The sequence below is a fragment of the Rhizobium sp. RU36D genome, from assembly GCF_900176345.1.
Classification (GTDB): Bacteria; Pseudomonadota; Alphaproteobacteria; order Rhizobiales; family Rhizobiaceae; genus Allorhizobium.
On the sequence record NZ_FWXU01000014.1, the window covers coordinates 74,778 to 96,590 of the forward strand.

Annotated in this window: 20 protein-coding genes and 1 riboswitch; of the genes, 14 read left to right on the forward strand and 6 right to left on the reverse strand. The window is 62.9% G+C overall.

The features are described 5' to 3' along the window. Positions 1-57 precede the first annotated feature (57 nt). Complete coding sequence (locus tag B9A97_RS17450) at positions 58-858, forward strand: HpcH/HpaI aldolase family protein (RefSeq protein WP_143530548.1); 801 nt, start codon at positions 58-60, stop codon at positions 856-858. Positions 859-1,387: 529 nt separating this feature from the next. On the opposite strand, the gene B9A97_RS17455 is transcribed toward B9A97_RS17450, so the two are convergent. Further along, a complete protein-coding gene (locus tag B9A97_RS17455) occupies positions 1,388-1,813 on the reverse strand; it encodes an RbsD/FucU family protein (RefSeq protein ID WP_084366639.1) in 426 nt (141 codons plus the stop codon). 271 nt (positions 1,814-2,084) lie between these two features. Then, a riboswitch (cobalamin riboswitch) is annotated at positions 2,085-2,291 on the forward strand. A 96-nt stretch (positions 2,292-2,387) separates the two neighbouring features. Between B9A97_RS17455 and B9A97_RS17460 the strand changes: the two genes are divergently transcribed. Together B9A97_RS17460 and B9A97_RS17465 are read left to right on the forward strand one after the other, a co-directional pair. Beyond that, the gene (locus B9A97_RS17460) at positions 2,388-3,632 is read left to right on the forward strand and encodes an aromatic ring-hydroxylating oxygenase subunit alpha (protein WP_084366640.1); all 1,245 of its coding nucleotides are present in this window, start codon (positions 2,388-2,390) and stop codon (positions 3,630-3,632) included. A gap of 2 nt (positions 3,633-3,634) precedes the next feature. Next, the gene (locus B9A97_RS17465; protein WP_084366641.1) at positions 3,635-4,720 is read left to right on the forward strand and encodes an FAD-binding oxidoreductase; all 1,086 of its coding nucleotides are present in this window, start codon (positions 3,635-3,637) and stop codon (positions 4,718-4,720) included. A 179-nt stretch (positions 4,721-4,899) separates the two neighbouring features. Here B9A97_RS17465 and B9A97_RS17470 read toward each other — a convergent pair whose 3' ends face one another. Then, positions 4,900-5,814, reverse strand: coding sequence for a hypothetical protein (locus B9A97_RS17470; RefSeq protein WP_084366642.1), 915 nt, complete (start codon positions 5,812-5,814; stop codon positions 4,900-4,902). A gap of 457 nt (positions 5,815-6,271) precedes the next feature. Between B9A97_RS17470 and B9A97_RS17475 the strand changes: the two genes are divergently transcribed. The 7 genes from B9A97_RS17475 to B9A97_RS17505 all read left to right on the forward strand — a co-directional run bounded on the left by B9A97_RS17475 (position 6,272) and on the right by B9A97_RS17505 (position 13,287). Continuing rightward, complete coding sequence (locus tag B9A97_RS17475; RefSeq protein WP_084366643.1) at positions 6,272-7,303, forward strand: ABC transporter substrate-binding protein; 1,032 nt, start codon at positions 6,272-6,274, stop codon at positions 7,301-7,303. A gap of 5 nt (positions 7,304-7,308) precedes the next feature. Next, positions 7,309-8,121, forward strand: coding sequence for an ABC transporter ATP-binding protein (locus B9A97_RS17480; protein WP_143530550.1), 813 nt, complete (start codon positions 7,309-7,311; stop codon positions 8,119-8,121). Next, on the forward strand, positions 8,121-8,957 hold the full coding sequence (locus tag B9A97_RS17485; RefSeq protein ID WP_084366645.1) for an ABC transporter permease: 837 nt from the start codon (positions 8,121-8,123) through the stop codon (positions 8,955-8,957). The genes B9A97_RS17480 and B9A97_RS17485 overlap by 1 nt, the downstream gene beginning before the upstream one ends. Positions 8,958-9,028: 71 nt before the next feature. Further along, a complete protein-coding gene (locus B9A97_RS17490; protein WP_084366646.1) occupies positions 9,029-10,387 on the forward strand; it encodes an FAD-dependent oxidoreductase in 1,359 nt (452 codons plus the stop codon). After that, positions 10,384-11,544 (forward strand): CaiB/BaiF CoA transferase family protein, encoded by a 1,161-nt coding sequence (locus B9A97_RS17495; protein WP_084366647.1) that lies wholly within the window; start codon positions 10,384-10,386, stop codon positions 11,542-11,544. The genes B9A97_RS17490 and B9A97_RS17495 overlap by 4 nt, the downstream gene beginning before the upstream one ends. Next, entirely contained in the window at positions 11,541-12,317 is a 777-nt protein-coding gene (locus tag B9A97_RS17500; protein ID WP_084366648.1) for an enoyl-CoA hydratase-related protein, read from the forward strand. The genes B9A97_RS17495 and B9A97_RS17500 overlap by 4 nt, the downstream gene beginning before the upstream one ends. 40 nt (positions 12,318-12,357) lie before the next feature. Then, positions 12,358-13,287, forward strand: a complete 930-nt coding sequence (locus B9A97_RS17505; protein ID WP_084366649.1) for a LysR family transcriptional regulator — start codon at positions 12,358-12,360, stop codon at positions 13,285-13,287. A 22-nt stretch (positions 13,288-13,309) separates the two neighbouring features. Here B9A97_RS17505 and B9A97_RS17510 read toward each other — a convergent pair whose 3' ends face one another. From B9A97_RS17510 to B9A97_RS17525, 4 genes are all read right to left on the reverse strand, one after another. Next, entirely contained in the window at positions 13,310-14,128 is an 819-nt protein-coding gene (locus B9A97_RS17510) for a sugar phosphate isomerase/epimerase family protein (protein WP_084366650.1), read from the reverse strand. 127 nt (positions 14,129-14,255) lie between these two features. Next, a complete protein-coding gene (locus B9A97_RS17515) occupies positions 14,256-14,957 on the reverse strand; it encodes a hypothetical protein (protein ID WP_084366651.1) in 702 nt (233 codons plus the stop codon). Between the two features lie 172 nt (positions 14,958-15,129). Then, positions 15,130-17,043, reverse strand: coding sequence for an autotransporter family protein (locus B9A97_RS17520; protein ID WP_084366652.1), 1,914 nt, complete (start codon positions 17,041-17,043; stop codon positions 15,130-15,132). A gap of 226 nt (positions 17,044-17,269) precedes the next feature. Further along, positions 17,270-18,004 carry an SDR family NAD(P)-dependent oxidoreductase gene (locus B9A97_RS17525; protein WP_244564269.1) on the reverse strand — a complete coding sequence of 245 codons (735 nt, stop codon included), beginning with the start codon at positions 18,002-18,004 and terminating at the stop codon, positions 17,270-17,272. Positions 18,005-18,190: 186 nt separating this feature from the next. On the opposite strand from B9A97_RS17525, the gene B9A97_RS17530 reads away from it, so the two are divergent. From B9A97_RS17530 to repB, 4 genes are all read left to right on the forward strand, one after another. Beyond that, a complete protein-coding gene (locus tag B9A97_RS17530; protein WP_084366679.1) occupies positions 18,191-18,598 on the forward strand; it encodes a hypothetical protein in 408 nt (135 codons plus the stop codon). A 123-nt stretch (positions 18,599-18,721) separates the two neighbouring features. Next, a complete protein-coding gene (locus B9A97_RS17535; RefSeq protein WP_084366653.1) occupies positions 18,722-18,988 on the forward strand; it encodes a WGR domain-containing protein in 267 nt (88 codons plus the stop codon). Positions 18,989-19,407: 419 nt separating this feature from the next. After that, positions 19,408-20,661 carry a plasmid partitioning protein RepA gene (gene repA, locus B9A97_RS17540; protein WP_084366654.1) on the forward strand — a complete coding sequence of 418 codons (1,254 nt, stop codon included), beginning with the start codon at positions 19,408-19,410 and terminating at the stop codon, positions 20,659-20,661. Continuing rightward, on the forward strand, positions 20,661-21,704 hold the full coding sequence (gene repB / locus B9A97_RS17545) for a plasmid partitioning protein RepB (protein ID WP_084366680.1): 1,044 nt from the start codon (positions 20,661-20,663) through the stop codon (positions 21,702-21,704). Before repA ends, repB begins: the two co-directional genes overlap by 1 nt. Positions 21,705-21,813 lie beyond the last annotated feature (109 nt).

Here is a 21,813-nt window from a genome sequence, read left to right on the forward strand (position 1 = left end):
AAGACTAGATGGTCCCGATTCGCGGATCACCGAAACAAGCCTGAAGGGAGGCACCCCGTGAAACCTTTGAAACAACGCATGCTGGATGGCGAGTTCGTCACCGCCGCCTGGGCCGAGATGGGCTCTCCCGACAATGCCGAGGCCATGGTGCGCCATGGCTGGCCGGTCATCCTGATCGATGGCGAGCACGGCATCGGCGATCTCGAGCAATGGGTGGCCGTCGCCCGCGCGGTCGAGGCCGCCGGCGGCGAGGTGATCCTGCGCGTCCCCCATGCGGCGCAATGGATGCTGAACCGAGCGCTCGACCGCGGCTTCCGTTCCATCCTGGTGCCGCGCGTCAACACCGTGGAAGAAGCCCGCGCCATTGCCGATTTCTGCCGCTATCCGCCCCATGGCAGCCGCGGCTATGCCGCCCCGATCGTGCGCGCCTCCGGCTTCGGCCAGCGTCCCGGCTATGCGCTTCAGGAAGCCCATGGCGAATTGCTGCTGATGATCCAGTGCGAGCATGTCGATGCGGTTGCCAATATCGCCGAGATCGCCGCCGTTCCGGGCATCGATGCCATCTTCATCGGTCCGAACGATCTCGCCGGCTCCGCCCATCACCTGGAGCGCATGCTGGAGCCCGAGCCGCAGGCGCTGATCAAGAAGGTCGAGGCCGAATGCGCCAAACAGGGCCGCATGCTGGCCACCATCGTCGGCGCCGGCCGCAGCTGGAGCGATCTGAAAGCCCTCGGCTACCGCCTCGCCATCGGCCCCAATGACGTCTCCCTGATCGTCAACGCCGCCCGCGACGCCGCCCGCGAACGCGACGAGTCCTTGGGCGTGGCGGTGGCGGGAGGCAAGGGCTCGGCGTATTAGGATAGGGCGGTCTGAGTATTCGCGTTGGGGTTGGGCGAGGTGTGATCAAGGTCCGCGATGGAAACCGGGTACCCCCCTCTGCCTTGCCAGGCATCTCCCCCTCAAGGGGGGAGATCGACTCGCGGCAGCGCCTCAGGCTCTCTCTGACGTGTTTGCGTCTGGTCCTGGCTAAAGAGTTGTTGCTGCCTCGCGGCTTTGAACACACCCATTGCAGTCGTAAAGCGGATCAAGGTCAGCGATGGTGACCGGGGGTACCCCCCTCTGTCCTGCCGGACATCTCCCCCTCAAGGGGGGAGATCGGCTGGGCGGCATCGCCCGCTCCCTCTCAAAGCAAACTGTCCGACGATAGCTTATGGCGCGGCATTGGCCGCGGGTCGATCTCCCCCCTTGAGGGGGAGATGCCCGCTTTTCGATGTAATCGAAAGAGGGCAGAGGGGGGTACCCAGTCACGACCGCAGATGGTCATGGACAAGCACCTGCCGGCGAGATGAGATCTAAGCCAACCCACCCCGCCCCGCCGAAATACCCCTCACCCCTTCGGACGCACCACACCCTTCTTCAGGATGATATTGCCGTAGAGCCGGGTTTCGCCGGTTTGGACGATGGCGAAGCAGTCGCGGGCGCGGGCGTAGAAGGCGTGGCGCTCGACCGTGCCGCAGGTGCCGCGATCGCCTACGAGGGCGCGCAGCTCGGCCACCGCGGGCGGCACTTCGGTCGGGTTGCCCACCACTTCCATGGTGTGAGCCTGCACATCGACGAAATCATCGAGCGGCAGGACCGACAGCACCGCACGCGTCGCATCCGTTATCGACACGCCGTCAAGGCGGATCAGGCGCTTGGCATTGGTCGTGCCGGGAAAATTGGCGTCCACAAGCGCAATCTCGTCGCCATGGCCCATGGCGCGCAGCGTGTGCAGAAGATCGGGCGAAAGCAAGGGGTCGATATCGATCAGCATCAGGTGTTTCCAGTGGTTGTGTTATGGTTTTCGCCAAGTGGCTGCCCATGGAAGCCCGTGGCTCTTTAGCTTTTTGTTTTCGTTTGCATTTTTTGAAGGGGTGAAGCCCTCCTCGCCGTCGAACTCTAGGATCACTGCACGCAGGCGGTCAAGCGCATCGGCGGGCTTCCCCGGCACTCCCCGCACGAAATCCCCTGGACGAAAGGCGACTATCCAAATTGCGGTTCGCCGATGTCGCAAACCGCCTGTTGCGACAAGGTGCAAACGGCTAGCATCCCGGTAGTTCCAAGGTGCCACCTGTCGGGAGGACAGGATGGAGAATTGGGAAGCCGGTCGAAATCCGGCGCTGCCCCCGCAACGGTAGCGGAGTTCGTGTTCGACGGGAGACCACTGGGCTTGACGGCCTGGGAAGGTGTCGAACGGTCCCGAAAGGGACGGCTCCGGAGCCCGGAAACCAGCCTGGATCCGAATATATGAACGGTCGCGGCGGGCGACCGCGTCAGTCTGCCGTGCTTACCCCAAGCACTGGTTGCCTGTTCGCGCGTCCGTTGCAGAGAAAAAAGCGAGGGCGACGATGGATTTTCAGACCAGTGTGTTGCGGCAGTTGAAGAATCGCAGGCAGGGCTTCAGCCTTGAGCAGCCCTTCTATATCGACCAGGACTATTTCAAGCTCGATATGGAGATGATCTGGTATCGCGACTGGCTGTTCATCGGCCATGACTGCGAGATCCCGCGCGCCGGCAATTATTTCACCGCCCAGATCGGCGATTATCCCGTCGTCATCGTCCGCGGCAAGGATCAGGTCATTCGCGCCTTCCACAACACCTGTCGCCATCGCGGCCACCGCGTCTGCACCAAGGACAAGGGGGCGGCTGCCAAGCTCGTCTGCCCCTATCACAACTGGACCTATGATCTCGACGGCTCGCTCGTCTTCGCCCGCCAGATGGGCGAAAATTTCGACAAGGCCGATTTCGGCCTGAAATCAGTGCATTGCGAAAGCGTCGGCGGCTATATCTTCGTCTGCCTGGCCAATGAGGCGCCGGATTTCGCGCCGATGCGCGCCTCGATCGAGCCTTATCTTGCGCCGCACCGCCTGTGGGAGGCCAAGGTCGCCCACAAGAACACCATCATCGAAAAGGGCAACTGGAAGCTCGTCTGGGAAAACAACCGCGAATGCTACCACTGCGCCGGCAACCATCCGGAGCTTTGCCGCACCTATCCTGAGGCCCCGACCGCGACCGGCGTCCAGGGTGCGGGCGACGATCCCTTCATTGCCGAACACTGGCAGCGCTGCGAGGCCGCCGGCCTGCCGTCCACCTTCAAGATGGACCCGTCGGGCCAGTTCCGCACCGCCCGCATGCCGCTGATCCAGGATGCCGAGAGCTACACCATGTCCGGCAAGCGCGCCGTGAAGAAGCTGCTCTCCGCCGAGGTGCCGATCAGCCATATCGGCACCATGCTGCTGTTCCACTATCCGACGACCTGGAACCATATCCTCGGCGACCACGCGATCTCCTTCCGCGTGCTGCCGCTCTCGGCAGAGGAAACAGCGGTGACCACCACCTGGCTGGTCAACAAGGATGCGGTCGAAGGCGTCGATTACGACCTGGAAGAACTGACCCATGTCTGGAACATGACCAACGATCAGGACCGCTCGATCGTCGAGGAAAACGCCTTTGGCATCCGCTCGCCGGCCTATGAGCCCGGTCCCTACTCCGTCGATCACGAAGGTGGCGTCATGCAATTCGTAGAATGGTATAGCAATTTCATGACGAGCCGCCTGCAGGGCGACAAGGCCCGTCTGTCGGCGGTGGCGTGACCATGAACATCGCCGTCACCCAATACCGCCATGTCGACGAGATGCGCCCCTGGTCCGACCGGGAGCATCTGCTCGAATGCGTCGCCGTCACGCCTGAGGCGGCCGACGTGATGACCTTCACCTTCAAGCCCAACAAGCCGGGCCTCTGGTTCCGCTACATGCCGGGCCAGTTCGTCACGCTGGAGATCCCCGTAGGGCCTGAGCCGGTCATGCGCACCTACACGCTCTCCTCCAGCCCCTCCCGGCCCTACACGGTCGCGGTGACGGTGAAGGCGCAGAAGGACTCGATTGGCACGCGCTGGATGTTCGATCATCTGAAGCCTGGCATGGCGCTGAAGGCCTTCGGTCCGCTCGGCGATTTCTCCTATGCCAAATATCCGGGCAAGAAGTATCTCTTCATCTCCGCCGGCTCCGGCATCACGCCGATGGTCTCGATGACCCGCGACATGAGCGACCGGGCCCCCGACAGCGACATCACCTTCCTAAACTGTGCGCGCTCGCCCGACGACATCATCTTCCGCTGGGAGCTTGAGGCCAAGGCTCGCGAGATGCCGCATCTGACGCTGGGCTTCATCGTCGAGCAGGTCTCGCGCGGCCAGCTCTGGTCGGGCCTCAAGGGCCGCATCGACAAGGCGAAGATCGCGCTTCTGGCGCCCGACTTCCTTGAGCGCACCGTCTTCTGCTGCGGCCCGGCCCCCTTCATGGCGACCGTGCGCGAGGCGTTGGAAGGTGCGGGCTTCGATATGAAGCAGTATCATGAGGAGGCTTTTCAGCCGGTCAAGCCGGAACCGATGGTCGTCGTCGCCGATCATGCCGATGGCGAACAGGCCACGAAGGTCACCTTTGCGATGTCGGGCAAGGACGGCCTCTGCGCCCCCGGCCACACCGTGCTCCAGGCTGCCCGCGCTGCCGGCGTGCGCATAGCCGCCGCCTGCGAGTCAGGCCTTTGCGGCACCTGCAAGGTCATGAAGCTCTCGGGCGAGGTCGAGATGGACCACAATGGCGGCATTCTCGATGACGAGATCGACGAGGGCTATATCCTGGCCTGCTGTTCGCGGCCCAGGGGTGACATCGAAATCGAGGCCTGAGGCCAAGCCAGCGTGCCAACAAGGCATCCGCTCTGCTCGGGTCATCCTCGGCCCTAAGCCGAGGATCCATAAATTTCAAATGGTTATGGATATCAGGGTCAAGCCCGACCATGACGGAACAAGGAGTGCCACGCCTTTTCGACGGCCCATCGAGGACTGAGGCCTCGCCTCGGCGCCTCTCATGCCGGCGTCGGAATGGCCGGTTCTGCCGGCACGCTCTCTTCGCTTTTCCCGGGGCTACGGCGCTCGGGAAAAACGCTGTCAAAGGCGTCGTCGATCAGGGCGAGCTTGGTCGCCTGTGCCTCCAGCATTTCGTTGACGAAGCCTATGGAAACCCACATGGCGCTTTTGCTGTTTTCGCCATCCCAGCCCAGGCTGCCCATGGATTCCGCTTCCCGAAGCTTTCGGGCGAGATGGCTGCGCGACAGGGGCAGCCAGCCGGCCAGATCGGCGATGGATTTGACCTCAGTCGGATAGCGCTGGCCGTCTTCGCTCAATTCTCCCAGTCCGGCGATCAGCCAGTCCATGATATTGCCGCCATTGTTGAGCCAGGTGAACAGCGAGAAGGTCTTTTGCGGCTGGCGGATCGCCGGATCCATCATCAAGCGATCGGCAATTTCGGGATGAAGCCGCGCCATGGAGTCCTCCTCTGCCAGGAAGATTTCCAGCCGATTGCCGCCATCCAGCCGGTCAAGCGTCGCCAAATGGCTCATCGCCCAGGATCGGATGGCGTCCAGCGCTTCCGGCGACCCTGCCAAGGGGCGCGCGCGCTTGTCTGTGGGCAGGGTGATCTGCACCATGACGCCGTAGTGCAGCATTTCCTTGATGAAGGCATCGGCGGTGTTGCGGCTCGATAATTGATACTTGGCCACGACGTCGAAAAGCCTCGACAGCGTCGGCGCAGGCTCCAGCCCCCGCATGTGGCGATAGAACAGGGCGGCCGATGCGTGGGCAAGCAGCCAGCGCTGCTGGGTCGCAAAGACCGAGGATAGCCGGGGATTTCTGTTATAGGCCTCCAGCATGGTGCCGGCATAGATCTTGATAATGGGCAAAAACTGCGGATTGCCCAGAATGTCCTGCGCCGCCATGGCCATGGTCGCCCCCCAAAGTAACCTGACACACCCCACACCCGATCTGCAGCACGGATAATGGTGCTGACGGATGTCCCAAAAAAGTAATGCAATAAGAAATTTTCCGCTTGTACTCATCTGCCTTCGCCAAGGCAAGCAGAGTGACACCCAATGTCACGGGTTTCAGGGGCAAACCCACAGCCGATATTGGCGCGCAACGGCTCCCGCGAAATGCAGTCGAAAAGCCTTTAAACCTGCTTAGAAACACGCCGCACAACTGCAGATCATCAGGCACGGCTATCGATCCATGCGGCTGGATCTCTCCTGCAATCCGAAGCGCGGCGTCTGCGTTGCCTTCCTGGCAATGACAAAAACTAAAAATTCTTCTTTATTAGAACGCTGCCTTCGCACATCATTTCCCCATTGCCACAAGGCAAACGGCATCTGCTTCCATCGGATGCCCAAAAAACAGGGGAACCAAATGTCCAATTTCTCGATGAACCGGCGTGGCTTCCTCGCCGGGGCCGCGGCTGCGGGTTCGCTTGCCGCCACCTCCAGCCTGCTCAGCATCAAGTCCGCCTATGGCGCCGAAGCCACAATTCGCATGCAGCTCGGCTGGCTCGCCTCCAACGGCATCCTCGGCGAAGTGGTCGCCATCAAGAAGGGCTTCTACAAGGAAGCCGGCGTGGCGCTGGAAATCGTGCCCGGCGGCCCGAATGTCGATGGTGTCGCCGGCGTAGCGTCGGGCCAGTCCACGCTCGGCCAGATCTCCTCCAGCCCTTCGGTCATGCTCGCCCGCTCGGCCGGCATGCCGATCAAGGCGATTGCCGCCGGCTACCAGAAGCATCCCTTCGCCTATTTCTCCCGCAAGGGCAATCCGATCGCCTCGCCCAAGGATATGATCGGCAAGACCATCGCCACCCAGCCGACCGCCTTCATCCTGTTGCGCGCGCTGCTCGCCAAGAACGGCATCGCCGAAGACCAGGTGAAGATGGTCAATATGGGCTCCGACATGAACCAGTTGATTACGGGCCAGGCGGATGCCGTCACCGGCTGGGTCACCAACACCAATGCGCTGAAGGCGCTGGGGGATGACCGCGTCGACCTGATGCTCTGGGATGGCGGCCTGCAGCTCTATGCCAACGTCTACTACACGACAGACGACCAGCTGGCGAACCATTCGGACGAGCTGACCCGCTTCATGGGCGCCACGGCCAAGGGCTGGGGCTATGCCCGCGACAACCAGGAAGAGGCCGTCAATATCCTCGTCGAGGCCTATCCCAACATGGACAAGGCGAGCGAGCTGGAAGCCATCGGCCCGCTGATGAAATTCGCCTTCAACGAGGTGACCGCTACGAACGGCTGGGGCGCGATGGCCCCGGCAAACTGGGAAGCCCAGCTCAAGTCCTATGCCGATCTCGGCCAGTTCAAGGGCACGGTGCCTGGTGTCAACGACGTCATGAGCCTCGCGATCCTGGAGGCCACGACCGAAATCCGCAAACAGGTGGGGTGATGGTCATGGCGGCAGGGCTCGCGAAACAGCACACCCCCACGGATGCGGCTTTTTCCGAGCCCGCCGTCTCGATCCGCAATCTCGATATCCGCTTCGGCAGCGGCGCCTCGCAATTCACGGCGCTGTCGAAGGTGTCGGTCGATATCCCGCAGGGTGGGTTCGTCACCATGCTCGGACCATCCGGCTGCGGAAAATCGACGCTGCTCCGTTGCGTCGCCGATCTCGTGCCGATCAGCGGCGGCTCGGTCTCGGTGAACGGTCGCACGCCGAAGCAGGCCCGCGAGGGCCGCGACTTCGCCTTCGTCTTCCAGGAGGCGACGCTTTTGCCCTGGCGGACGGCGATTGAAAACGTGCGCCTGCCGCTTGAGGTGGGCCGGCGCGAGCCGGGCATGACCTATGCCGATCCGGAACAATTGCTGGAACTGGTCGGCCTCAAGGGACGCGAAAACGCCCTGCCGGAGGAGCTTTCCGGCGGCCAGCGCCAGCGCGTGGCTATTGCCCGAGCGCTCGTCACCCGCCCGCGCATCCTGCTGATGGACGAGCCCTTCGGCGCGCTTGATGAGATCACCCGCGACAAGCTGAACGAGGAATTGCTGCGGCTGTGGCAGGAGACGGGCACGACCATCCTGTTCGTCACCCATTCCATTCCCGAAGCGGTGTTCCTAGGCCAGCATGTGCTGATGCTGCAGTCCCATCCGGGCCGGGTGAAGGAATTCCTCAAGGTGGAGCTGCCCTATCCGCGCTCCCTCAAGATCCGTGACACGCTGGAATTCGTGCAGATCACCGCGCATCTGCGCGCCCTGCTGGAGGAATGCTGATGAGCGACGTAATTAGAGCGACAAAGGCAGGCGAGGCCGATGGTCCCCTGCCCTTCACCATCAAGCTGCAGAAGGGCCTGATGAACTGGATTGCCGGCCGCTGGCCGACCATCACCGCCGCGATCGGCTGCATCGTGCTGTGGCAGGCCGTGGTCACCATCTTCGCGGTGCCCACCTTCATGGCCCCGGCCCCGCTCGATGTGCTCGGCGCCTTCCGCGACAATGCCGGCGTGCTGTGGATCAACCTGCTGCCGACGCTGATGGAGGCGCTGGCCGGCTTCTTCTTCGGCAATCTCGCCGCCATTTTGCTGGCCGTGTGGTTCGTGCACAATGACAATGCGGAAAAGGCCTTCTATCCCCTCGCGGTCTTCATCAAATCCATCCCGATCATCGCGCTCGCACCGATCCTGGTCTTGATCTTCGGCAATGGCGTGGCGCCCAAGATCATCATCGCGGGGCTGATCTGCTTCTTCCCGACACTGGTCAACATGGTCCAGGGTTTGCGCTCGGCGAGCCCCGCCATGCTGGATCTGATGCGGGTGCTTTCCGCCAGCAAGATGGAAATCCTCTGGAAGGTGCGCCTGCCCGCCTCCATGCCGTTCCTCTTCGCCGCGCTTCGCATCGCCGCCACCAGCTGCGTGATGGGCGCCATCGTCGCGGAATGGATCGGCTCCAGCTTCGGGCTCGGCGCGCTGATCATCGAGGCGACCTATAATTTCCGCTCGCCCCTGCTCTACGCCACCGTCGTGATCGCGGCCGCCCTTGCCGTCGCGCTCTTTTCCATCGTCTCCATCGCGGAAAAGAAGATCGTCCGCTGGAAGACCAGCGACCACTGACCCCGTACCAGTCCGGGCGGCAAGCGCAATCGCTTCTGCCGGACAGGCCTGAGAAACGACAGGATATCACCATGACAATCACCATCCACCGCCCCGCGGCCGAGGTTCCGGTCGTCGATACCTCCAATGTCGTCGTGGTCGGCGGCGGCCCGGCCGGCATATCCGCCGCCGTCTCGGCTGCCCGCAACGGCGCCAGCGTCACGCTGATCGAGCGCTATCCCTATCTCGGCGGCCTTGCCTCCGGCGGCATGGTGCTGGTGCTGGACGACATGACCAATGACCACGAGGTGACCGTGCGCGGGCTGTGCCTCGAAATGATCGAGCGCATGCAGAAGAAGGGGCTGTGCGTCACGCCGGATCCCAAGGACATGATGGACCATATCAGGGCAACGCCGGAGGCCTGGCGCCGCTGGTCGCGCTGGGGCCTGTTCGACTTCCACACCCAGACCATGCCGCATCCGGTCTGCTTTTCCGCGGCCTTCGATCCCGATGCCTTCAAGGGTGTGTCCTATGACCTGATCCGCGAATCCGGCGTGAAGCTTCGGACCCATAGCTGGTTCTCCCACACCATCGTTGAGGGCGGCGTGGTCAAGGGCGTGGTCTGCCAGACCAAGGCCGGCTTGCAGGCGATCATGGGCGACGTGATCATCGACACCACAGGCGATCTCGATGTAGCGGCCAGCGCCGGGGCTGCCCATATCGAGGACAATTTCATCCTGACCACCGTCTCGCGCTGGGGCGGGGTCGATACCGATGCCGCCGAGCGCTTCGAGCATGAGGAGCCGGAACGCTTCAAGCGGCTGGACCATGAGGCCAAGCGCCTGATCGGCGGCTGCTGGTCCTTCTGGTGGCTGAAGACCCCGCTGCCGGGCGTGGTCTGGCTCAACTGCCCGCATATGCCCAAGCTTTCCGGCCTCAGCGTCGAGGACCTGACCACGGCGGAAATGGAAGGCCGCAGCCGCATCGGCAAGCTGCTGGATTTCGCCCGGGAACAGCTGCCGGGCTTCGAGAAGGCCTATGTGGTGGATTTTGCGCCGCAGACCGGTGTGCGCCAGACACGCCTGCTTCAGGGCGAATATGTGGTGACCAAGGACGATGTGGCGAGCCGCCGGCACTTTGCCGATACGGTCTGCCGCGGGCGCGACTACTACACCCCCTACCGCGCCATGCTGCCGCGCGAGATCGACCAGATCCTGGTGGCCGGCCGCCACTATTCCGCAACGCCGCAGGCGCAGAAGTCGAGCCGCGAAATCCCGCCCTGCATGGCCATGGGCGAGGCCGCGGGCGTTGCTGCCGTCGTGGCGCTTAATGCCGGAACCACGGTCCGCAAGGCCGATATCACCGAAATCCAAAAGAGGATGCGCGCGCAAGGGGCAGACCCCGGCGACACGCCATCTGCCAATGCATCATTCCTGGAGGCTGCCGAATGACCCCCCTTCCCCTCGATGGCGTCCGCGTGATCGATTTCACCCAGGTCATGCTTGGCCCCTGCTGCACGCAGACGCTGGCCGACTACGGCGCCGAGGTCATCAAGATCGAAAAGGCCAAGATCGGCGACCTCTCGCGCTGGTCGCTTGGGTCTGATCCTGACGGGCTGAACAACCCGGTCTTCTGCTCGCTCAATCGCAACAAGAAGAGCCTGGCGCTGGACCTGAAGCAGAAGGCGGTGCTGGACGGCATTCTCGACCTGATCAAGGGCGCCGATGTCGTGGTTAACAATTTCCGTCCTGGGGTGATGGAGCGCATGGGGCTGGGCTATGAGACGCTGAAGGCGCTGAACCCCAAGCTGATCTATGCCGTCGGAACCGGTTTCGGGCTGGAGGGTCCCTACAAGCACAAGGGCGGCCAGGACATCCTGGCCCAGGCGCTGACCGGGCTGATGAAACGCAAGACTGACGAGAGCCACCCGACCGCGATCTATGCCACGCCGCTTGCCGACTATGCCGCCGGCATGCATCTGGTCCAGGGCGTGTTGCTGGCGCTCTTGCACCGGGCGAAAACCGGCGAAGGCCAGCAGGTCTCCGTCAGCCTCTATTCGTCGATGCTGGCCCTGCAAATGCAGGAGGGTGCGGCCTGGATGATGCGCGAGAAGAAGCTCAACTGGGGCGCCTTCCCGCTGACCGGCTGCTTTGCCACGACAGACGGCGAGATCGTCATGGTCGGCGCCTTCAAGCAGAACCCGTTGCGCGACATCTGCGAGGCGCTTGAGATCGAAGACCTGTCGCTGAAGCCGGAATTTGCCGATTTCGACAAGCAGATGGCAAACCGCCCCCTGCTCCAGGAGATATTCCGCGAGAATTTTGCCAGGAATTCCAATGGACATTGGTTGAAGCGGCTGGAGGGTGTCGATATTCTCTGCGCGCCGGTGCGCACGCTGGACGAGGCGCTGGAGGACGAGCAGACCCGCATCAACGGCATGCTGCTGGAGGCGGGAGAAACCCCGGCAGGCCCCGTGCGGCTCGTCGGGTCGCCGATCCAGCTGTCTGCGGCGCCGGTCACGGTGCGCATTCCCCCGCCGACGCTCGGACAACACAACGAGGAATATTTTCCTAGTTCAGAATTGTCATTGACGGGCGATGCGGCATGAGCGTGCTGTTCGAGGTCAAGGACCGGGTCGCCCGCGTCACGATCAACCGGCCGGAGCGGATGAACGCCCTTGACGCATCGGCCGAAGACGCGATCGAGGCGATCTGGCGGGAAATCGAGTCCCGCGACGATATCAGTTGCGTGGTGCTGACAGGCGCGGGCGAGAAGGCCTTTTCCGCCGGCGCGGACCTGAAGGGTGGCTCGGGCAAGTCGGGCATTGACTATTGGGCCCATGCGCGGCCCTCCGGCTTCGGCGGCATTGCCTTTCGCCGCTCGCTCGACGTGCCCGTCATCGCCCGGGTCCAGGGCTATGCGCTGGGCGGCGGCTTCGAGATGGTGCTGGGCTGCGACATCGTCATTGCCTCCGACAATGCGAAATTCGGCCTGCCGGAAGCGCGGGTCGGGCGCATGCCGCTCGATGGCGGCATGATCCTCCTGCAACGCAAGATCCCGTTTAACCAGGCCATGGGCGTGATGCTGAGCGGCCGGCATTTTTCCGCCGAGGACATGGCCCGCTTCGGCATCGTCAACGAGGTGACGACCCGCGACGGTCTGGATGAGGCGGTCGAGCGCTGGGTCGCGGACCTGCTCGCCTGCTCGCCGCTGTCGCTCAAGGCAATCAAGCAGACCGTCAATCGCACGGGGCATCTCACGCCGGCGGAAGCGCAGGCGCTGCGCACGCCTGCCCTGGTCAGGGCTCTGCAGAGCGAGGATGCCGAGGAGGGCGTGCTGGCCTTCCAGGAGAAGCGGGCGCCGGTCTGGCGGGGACGGTGAGATGGTATAAACTGAGGCCGTCACACCTGCCGGAGGCCCGATGCACGCCAGCATTCTCAAATATTTTGCCGCGATCGCCCGCACCGGCTCGATCCGCAAGGCCTCGGAAGAACTGCATGTCGCCACATCGGCGCTGAGCCGGCAGATCAAGAAGCTGGAGGACGAGCTGGGTACGCCCGTCTTCGAGCGCTTCTCCGATGGCCTGCGGCTGACATCCGCCGGCGAGATCGTGCTGCGCCATGCGCGCGAGACGCTGCAGCGCTATGAGGTGATGAAGGGGGATCTCGGCGACCTCAAGGGCAAGAAGACCGGCCGCGTGCACATCGCTTGCCTTGATAGCCTTGCCGTGCAGTTCCTGCCGGAACAGGTGGCGGAGTTCCACCGGCGGCACCCGGCGGTCGATTTCCGCATCCGCGCGGAAAGCTACAATATCTATCAACGGCTGGCGGAAGGTGATGTCGATATCGGCATCACCTTCGATGTCGACAGGCCGCCCGACATCGCGATGATCCGCGGGGTGAGCATGCCGCTGATGGCAATCGTCGCGCGGCATCATCCGCTGGCGCGGCAAAAGAGCGTCAGCCTGCAGGAATGCGCCCAGTTCAACCTACTGCTCCAGCTCAACAACGATGTGATGAGTTCGATGATTTCAATCGAACTCGGCGCGCTGGAGCGCAACGGCCGCAACTTCATCTCCACCAACAGCCAGATGATGCTGAAGCCGCTGATCCTCTCCGGCGTCGGCGTCGCCTTCTTCACCCCGCTTGGCCTGCTGCAGGAACTCGAGGCCGGGGAGGTGGTGGCGCTGCATATTTCCGGATCACGGCTGCGCGACCTGAAGGTCGGCGTGGTGGTGCCGCGCCAACGCAAGCTCACCCACGCCGCCGATGCCATGGCGCAATTCCTCAGCGACGGGCTGGAACGCTTCAGCCTGAAGATCACCGCCGCGCTGGAACGCGGCAAGGTCTAGACTTGGCGCCCAGCCACCCCGCTTAGATCGCCAGTCCCAGGCTCGCCAGATAGGCGGCGGAGGCGGGGATCTTGGCCTTGTCCTTGATCTCGATGATCAGCCGCGGATTGCTGGTGAGCGCGTTCAGCGCCGCGAAGACGCTGTGCCAGTGGATGCTGCCCTCCCCCAGGCTCCAGTGGCGGTCGGCATAGCCGTCGGCATCCTGCAGGTGGACATGCTGGAGCCGGTTGCCGGCCTCGCGGACATAGAAATCGACCGGCGGCGCGCCGGTGGAGCCATGGGCATAATGGGCATGGCCGGTATCGATGGAGACAGCGACAGCAGGTGAATTGAAACGATCGGCCAGCACGCCGCGCAGCGCCGGATCCTTGTCCTCGATGTTTTCGATGACAAGCACGCAGCCGATCTCCTCGGCGCGCTTCACCGCATCCGCCATCTGCTGGACACAGCGCTCCATCATGCGCTCCAGTTCACCGGGATTGGCGGCGAGATTGTTGTAGGACCAGGTGGTGAAGGGGCTGTGGATCACCATGTGGGTGGCGCTAAGGGCGGCGCAGACATCCAGCCCCTGGGCGAGCCGCTTCGTGACGATGGCGGCGACATCGGGATCCGGCGTGCCGAGCACCCAGCCCCAGAACGGACCATGGATCCCGACCCGGCCGGTATGGCCATCCAGCAACTGCCTGGCCCTGTCGACCAGCGGCTGCCAGTCGCCGTTCAGCACCTCGGCATTGATGAAATCCTGCAATTCCAGATCGCGCTGGTGATCGATGAGCCAGTTGCGGTGCACGTCGAGATCGGCAAGCGTCATGGCGGCGCCAATGACGGGGAGGGTGGTCATGGGGGTACTCCTGGAAAGGGTGAGGCGAGAGGGCGGTCATTCGAATGATTGCCGACGCTAGCCGCCTTCCTTGACAGGAGCATGTCAGGGGGTGCCCGAGTGTTGACAGCTGTCAACTCATCCTAAGTCAGCGCCGCTCGTCGATCCAGCCTAGTCGCATGAGGTGTTCTCTGGCTGGTTCATAATAGTGCGAGTAGTCACGCTTGTCATGCAGACAGTAGGTCAGCCAGTCGCGAAAATGTTCTCCCAATCCCCGCAAACTGCAGATAATATAAGCTGCTTCGTCAATGGTGAAAAATGCTTCGGCTTTTCGTTCGGGATGGAGCCAGTCGCCCTTAAAAATCATCCATAGGGTGGCGTGCGCTGCCAATGGATCCATCACAAATTTCTGGATTTCCGCGTCTGCCAACAGATCCCGCTCCAGCGGCTCTGAGTGTGCGCTGAACGCGTGGCACAGCGGCTTTTGAGCATCTACGAATACAAGATCGTCGTCCAGGATAGTAAGCGTGCCCCAACGCCATAGAACGGGGACATTGATCGAGTTGGCGAGCCATCTGCCGCCGGGATCGTTGAGGGGGCGGCGCCATGTAGCAGGGAGGCTCGCAATTTCGATCGCGCGAATTTTGCCTCGAGAGCCATCCGGCAGTAGGACGTTATCGGCGGCGTAGGGATGACGCCCAAAATAATGTATCACGGTTGGTCCCCGGTTACATCCCCACGACGTCAGCCCGCGCACATGTGTATCCACCTGCAACGCCCTCTCCGCCTCCTCCCCCGCCAGCAGATAGCCCTGCGGGTAGACATCGTTTTCAAAGGGCCAGCCAACCATGTTTTCTTCCGCTTCTGCTCTCGGGGCAGTCTAGCGATGTTCGTGCCTGCTGCCAGTGTTTCCCAGGCGCAACCAGCCAAGGTGGTTAATAGGAACTGGGCCGCGGTGTTGACAGCTGTCAACTTGATCAGCCAACCACCGCACCAGACGGTCAGTTGGCTTCTGCATGACCCTAGAACGAGATCCGCAGTCTCAGTTCGGCGGTCTGTTCGACATAGCCGGCAGGACTTGCTTCAAGATTGTAGTTGACGCCGACAGATGTGCGCTCGCTGAGCTTGCCGTACAGGCCGAGCCCGGCGGTGAAAAGCCAGGGCGAAGCGCTGCCGGACGAAGTGTCGAAGCGAATGTCGCTCATGGCATAACGAGCCGAAACGGTGCGGCTATCGTTGATTGCGTCATAGCGGGCGCCGAAACGGCCTGACATCTCCAGGCCATTGCCGAGCGCCATACGGCTGTCGAGATCGGCACCGAAGCGCAGGGTATCGAACACCTGGTCTTCAACCACCAGTCCGAGCCCGTTGCCACCCTGCTCGGCATAATCGTCGGTGTGCGCATGGCCGTAGTCAACCGATAGCCGTGGGGTCAGGGTCAGATCGGGTGTCATGGCGATATCGCGGCTCCAGCCGAGACCAGCATGATAGCTCTGGCCAGCATAGACGCCACCGGTCGAAAGACCGGCAAAGGACAGACTGCGGCTGACGGAATTCTGGGTGAGGCCACCATCAAGTACAAAGTCCACCCGGCCGGTACGCTCAAGATCATAGGAACCGTAGAGGCCAAGATGCTGGCTTTCGACCGCGAGGCGATCCTGATGGTCGCCGCGGGCGGAGAGGCTGCCAGCGTTGAAGCCGAGGCCCAGCAGCAGCCGGTCGCTCACCCAGCCTTCGAACCCGGTTGCGACGCCTTGGGAATCCCAATGGTAGCCTGGCTGGTGACCCGAGGCCTGATCGGCGAACGTGCCGTATGGCTCGACCCAGGCGGCGATGTCGAACGGCTTCGTAGCGTCCAGGAGGCGGTCTCGGAGCCGGCCGGAAAAATTCTGCTGTGGCTCGTAGGAAATGGCCGCTGCCGAACCGGACAGGGCAGGCAGGGTCTGGGCAATGTAATCCGCCAATACCTGACCATCAACAGAAGTGAGCAGGTCGAAGGCCGGCGCGATCGCTGGGTTGAAGCTCAGTTCACTTGCGGACAGCGCGTAAAGGGTCTGCGCAGCGCCGATCGCTTCCGGCCTTCCTCTTTCGGCAACCGTGCGATCAAACGGTGCGACGACGGTGAAGATCGAGCCCTGGCCGGAGAAGGCGCCGGTGACGTAGTTATAGGTTTCGAGATCCATCACCCCGTTGGTTTGGTCGCCGGATATTCCGCCATAGAGTGTCGAGACATTCCTGCCATCGGTGGTGGCCAGCAGAACCTTGCCGCCTGGCGTGATCGAGCCGAGCACTGTTATCGGCCGGGTGCCGCCCGGCCCTGATGCAACGCCCCAGAAATAGCCATTGGTAAAGCCGCTGATGGCCAGCCGGCCGGCGCCCGTTCCGCCGAACAGGCTTGCGCTCCTGACACGCCATGGCGTGCCGCTGGTCCAGGACCATTGTCCGGAGGCGAGCGTGATCGGTATGGTCTGGGCTGGCGGCGGGTTGAAGCGAGCGGGATCATAGGGCAGCATCGAGGCCCAGTGCGTGACCATCAGCTGAGTTCCCGTGATCATCTGCATTTCCATGGCCGTGGTGCCGCCGATCACGCGCATCTGGCCGAGGCCAACAGTGGTTTGCCCGCCTGTATCTGGCGTGAAAATCATCAGGATCGTACCGTTGTCGTCTACGCGGCCGTTGATCGTCGATCGGTCGGACAGCAAGACAGGTCCGAGCTGGAGGGTCGCCTCGCTGCTGCCGGAAAATGTGCCTCCCGTGGCGACACCGAGCGACCACAGGGTCTGGTCGCCGAGTGGCACCGGATTGGAGAAATTGCCGCGCGGGGCAGCATAGCCAAGCAGACCGGGAACCGGCACATACCAATGGCTGTTCGACAGCAGGCCATCCCATTTGCCGGCAAGCGCCGGAGACGCCATGGCGAGGGCAATCGCAAGCATTGCGCCTGCACAAAGCCGACGCCGTCGGCGACTCCGATCGGCCGCGTTTCTGAAATAATGCGAATGGGAGCCAGCCACCGTCAGATCGCCAATCCGTTAAAGCGCGGCAAATCTTAGGGTTGCGCGAAGGGGCGCGTCAAGCGGCGGGAAGAGCTACGATCGCGCCCGAGGCCAGTGCGGGCGCGACGAGAAAAAACCGTGTTGACAGCTGTCAACTTGCTCCCGGCTACCACTCCACCGCGCTGCCATCATAGGCAAAGAAGCCGCCGCTTTGCTGGGGGGTGAGCGTATCCAGGACTGTCAGCAGGCGGGCGGCGCTTTCAGCCGGTGGCATGGCGGCATGGCCGCCGGAGAAGGCGGCACTGAGGCGGGTTTGGACTGTGCCGGGATGCAGGCCCACGACCACAGATTGGGGGGAGGTGCGGGCGATTTCGATCGAGGCAGTGCGGATGATCTGGTTGAGCGCCGCCTTGGCCGAGCGATAGGAAATCCAGCCGCCGAGCTTGTTGTCGCCGATCGAGCCGACCCGGGCGGAGAGGGCGGCGAAGATCCCCCGGCGCTGGCGCGGCATCAGCGGGGAGAAATGTTTCAGCACCAAAGCTGGGCCAATGGCGTTGACGGCGAACTGCATGGCCATGGCATCCGGCGCGATGGCCTTCAGCGATTTTTCCGGGCCCTTGCCATTGATCGTCAGGCCGCCGGTGGCGCAGAGCACGAGATCGAAGGTGTCGCGGTCGGCAGAGAGCCGCTCAGCGGCGGCGGCGATGCTCGCCTCATGGGTGATGTCAAAACCATCGCCGCTGCGCGACAGGGTCAGCACTTCGCCGCAGCCGGCATCGCCGCGCAAGGTCTCGGCCAGGGCGCCGCCGATGCCGCCGCTGGCGCCGATCACCAGCGCCCGATAGCCCTGGGGCAGGGACGACATTCCGGAAAACGCGATCGTCTGTGGGCCATCGGTCATAGCTCTCTCCCGTTCCGTGACAAGCTTCAGTCTTCGAGTGACTTTGCACTGTCCTACGATGGGGTGCCCGGCATGGATCATGTCGGTGGTTGCGGCTCAAAAATTTTATCCCGAGATCAAACCGAATGTCGCCTTGCCGCGTTATGCAAGCCATCTAAGTTTCCGTGCAAGGAGCTGACAATGACGATGACTAGACCCCTGCTCTCTACTCTTCTCTGCGCCGGCTTGGCGGTTGCGGCCGTGGCTTCGCCGGCGCTGGCAAATTCCGACCGTTACGACAGCGGAGAAATCCGCCAGTCGATCATCGGCAAGCGCGTCTATCTGGCCGCGCCGATGGGTGGCGAGTTCCCGCTGAACTATCGCAGCAATGGCCGAGTTGATGGTGACGGAGAGGCACTTGGGCTCGGTCGTCTGGCGCGCCCGAAGGATACCGGCCGCTGGTGGATCGATGGTGACCGGCTGTGCCAGCAGTTTACCAATTGGTACAAGGGCGCGCCCATGTGCTTTGAGCTCTATAAGACCGGCGACAACCAGCTGAAGTGGATCCGCGACAACGGTCAGACCGGCACGGCGCGGATCGGCCAGTCTCTCTGAAACAAGTTTCGTCGCTTGGAGCGGGCCACAGGGCCCGTTCCATCAGCCCAATGAATCGGTAGGGCTCAACCGATTCATATCTTTCGTTGGACCCCTTCCAGCGTTTTCGCCAGACTTCCTGGCATGAGCCGCGATAACCTCCACCCCACTCCAGACCGCCTGCTGCACCTGCATCGCTGCGACCTCGCCCGCAACATGGCGCGCTTCTATCGCCTGTCGATCGAGCGCGACCTGTTCGGCGGCGTCATTGTGCTGCGGGAATGGGGCCGGATCGGCACGCGTGGGCAAAGGCTGACGGAACCATGCCTGCACGAGTTAGATGCGCAGCTGCGCCTGCTCCGTTTGGCCCAGGCGAAGCGGCGGCGCGGCTATGTGGACATCGACGCTTGAGGTGTCGGTTGACAGCTGTCAACACGGCCAGGCCATCCTGACCAGCGTGTATTCCCCCGGGGACGATCGTGCTCACGATGCCCTGAAACTCCGCAGGAAGAGCGACCTTTCATCCCCGCCGCTTCAGGCTGTGGCATGGTTTTGAAGAAAGTGATGCCGAAGGGAGCTTCTGTTATGATTTTGTTAACCAAAAATGCCTTGACGCGACTCGTGTCTTCCAACACGCTGTTACGGCACCGGACGAAAATGATGCCGTTCGCCGTATCTGAGGGGCTTGCCTGTTAGTTTATCTCCGTCGCGTATATGCTCGACCGAGAGAATCGGGATAGTCCACTCGACAATGACAGCGCGAGGCGCGCAAGGCCTGCCATGAGGGTTCATTGCCTTGCCGCGCGACGCTGATGACATGGAGACGATGGATGGCAAACGCCACCAGCACGGCAACCCTGAAAGAGGTGGATCGCTTGCGACCGGCCGATGAGACCATTGCGGATGATGCCCAGGCGCTCTCCGCGCAATTGAAGGCGATGCGCGAGCGGCTGTTTCCGCCCGCATCCCAGAAGACCCTGCGTTCCTTCACCTCGGGCGAGGCCGCCAAGCTGATTGGCGTGTCCGATGGTTATCTGCGTCAGCTCTCGTTGGCAGGGGAGGGACCGCAACCCGATGTCGGCGCCGGCGGGCGGCGCTATTACTCGCTTGCCGATATCGATGCCATCAGGCATTTTCTCGCCGAGCAGGCGTTGGCCAAGGGCAATGCCGCCAAGGCGCGCTCCTATGTGAAGTGGCGCGATCCGGCCCGCGGCGAACATCTCCAGGTGATCTCGGTCACCAATTTCAAGGGTGGCTCGGGCAAGACCACATCCTCGGTGCATCTGGCGCAATATCTCGCCATGACGGGCCACCGGGTGCTGGCCGTCGATCTCGATCCGCAGGCCTCGCTGTCGGCGCTGTTCGGCTACCAGCCTGAACTCGATCTCGTCGGCAATGACACGCTTTATGGCGCCATCCGCTATGACGGCGAGGTGCGGCCGCTCCAGGAGATCATCCGCAAGACCTATTTCCACAACCTCGACCTGCTGCCGGGCAATCTCGAACTGCAGGAATTCGAACATGCCACGCCCCGCGCGCTGGCGCAGCGCCAGCCGGGCGATACGCAGGGCCTGTTTTTCACGAGGGTGCAGGATGCGCTTGCGAGTGTGGCCGACAATTACGATGTCGTGGTGATCGACTGCCCGCCGCAGCTCGGCTATCTCACGCTGTCGGCGCTCTGTGCGTCAACCTCTGTGGTGGTGACCGTGCATCCGCAGATGCTGGATGTGGCCTCCATGAGCCAGTTCCTGTTCATGACCTCGGATCTGCTCAGCGTGGTGCGCGAGGCGGGCGGCTCGCTGAACTTCGATTTCCTGCGCTATCTCGTCACCCGCTTCGAGCCCCATGACGGGCCGCAGACCCAGATCGTCGGTTTCCTGCGTTCGCTGTTCGGCGAGCGGGTGCTGACCTCGCCGATGCTGAAATCCACCGCGGTTTCGGATGCCGGGCTCACCAAGCAGACGCTCTACGAGGTCGGTCGCGAAAACTTCTCCCGCGGCACCTATGACCGGGCGATGGAATCGCTCGATGCGGTCAATGCCGAGATCGAGCGGCTAATCCACCAGGCATGGAGACGCGGATGATGGCGGGACGCGATCGCAAGAACTCGCTGAAGGCCCTGTTCGGTGATGCCATTCCGGTGGCACCGGAGGTGAAGTCGATGCCTGAGGGTGACGACATGCCGGCACCGAAGCCCGATCCCGTGCCACGCGCTGCATCCGGAGCCGTCAAGGCCATGGGCCTGTCGCTCTCCTCCATCACCCGCGAGGCGGAAGAGGCGCGCGTGCTGCGCCAGGCGCTGGAGGAGGGCGAGCGGATCGTTGCCATCGAGACCGACCGGATCGACGCCTCCTTCATTTCGGATCGTCTGAGCGATGAGGATCGCGACGATCCTGATTTCGAGACCCTGGTGGAAAGCATCCGCGACAGCGGCCAGCAGGTGCCGATCCTCGTGCGTCCGCATCCGGATGGGGCGGGACGCTATCAGGTGGCCTATGGCCATCGCCGGCTGAAGGCCGCCAAACGTCTCGGCCAACAGGTCAAGGCGATCGTTCGTGCGCTGACCGACGACGAGTTGGTGCTGGCGCAGGGAAAGGAAAATGCCGAGCGCCGCAACTTGAGCTTCATCGAGCGGGCTCTCTTTGCCCGCACGCTGACCGAGCGCGGCTTTGACCGCAAGCTGGTGGGGGAGGCGCTGGCGGTGCAGAAGAGCGAGTTGTCGCGCCTGCTGCAGGTGGCGGAGGCCGTGCCTGAGCATGTCGCCCGGCAGATCGGTCCGGCACCGAAGGCCGGTCGCGATCGCTGGATGGCGCTCGGCGCGCTGCTGCAGACGGAAGCCGACCGGGCAAAGGCGGATGCCGAGGTGTTTTCGCAACGCTTCCGCTCTTCCGACACCGACACGCGCTTCCAGATCGTCTTCGATCGGCTGACGCGGCGGATGAAGGAGCAGAAGCCGCATCCGGCGGAACTGAAGGCGCCGGACGGGCAGGTATTCGCCCGCGTCAGTCGCAAGGGCAAGGCGGTGCGGATCGAATTCGACGCCAAGGCCCGGCCGGACTTCGTGGAAGCGCTGACGGCTCGGCTGCAGGATGATTACGCTGCTTTCTTGCAGAGCGGCGATGACTAGCTAAAGACGTCGGCAGTGCCTGGGGCACTGCGTGACAAATAATGAGAACAGGCCGCATCCGTCTTTCGTGGCGGCCCGCACCACAATCGAAGCGAAGAAAGGAAGCGCT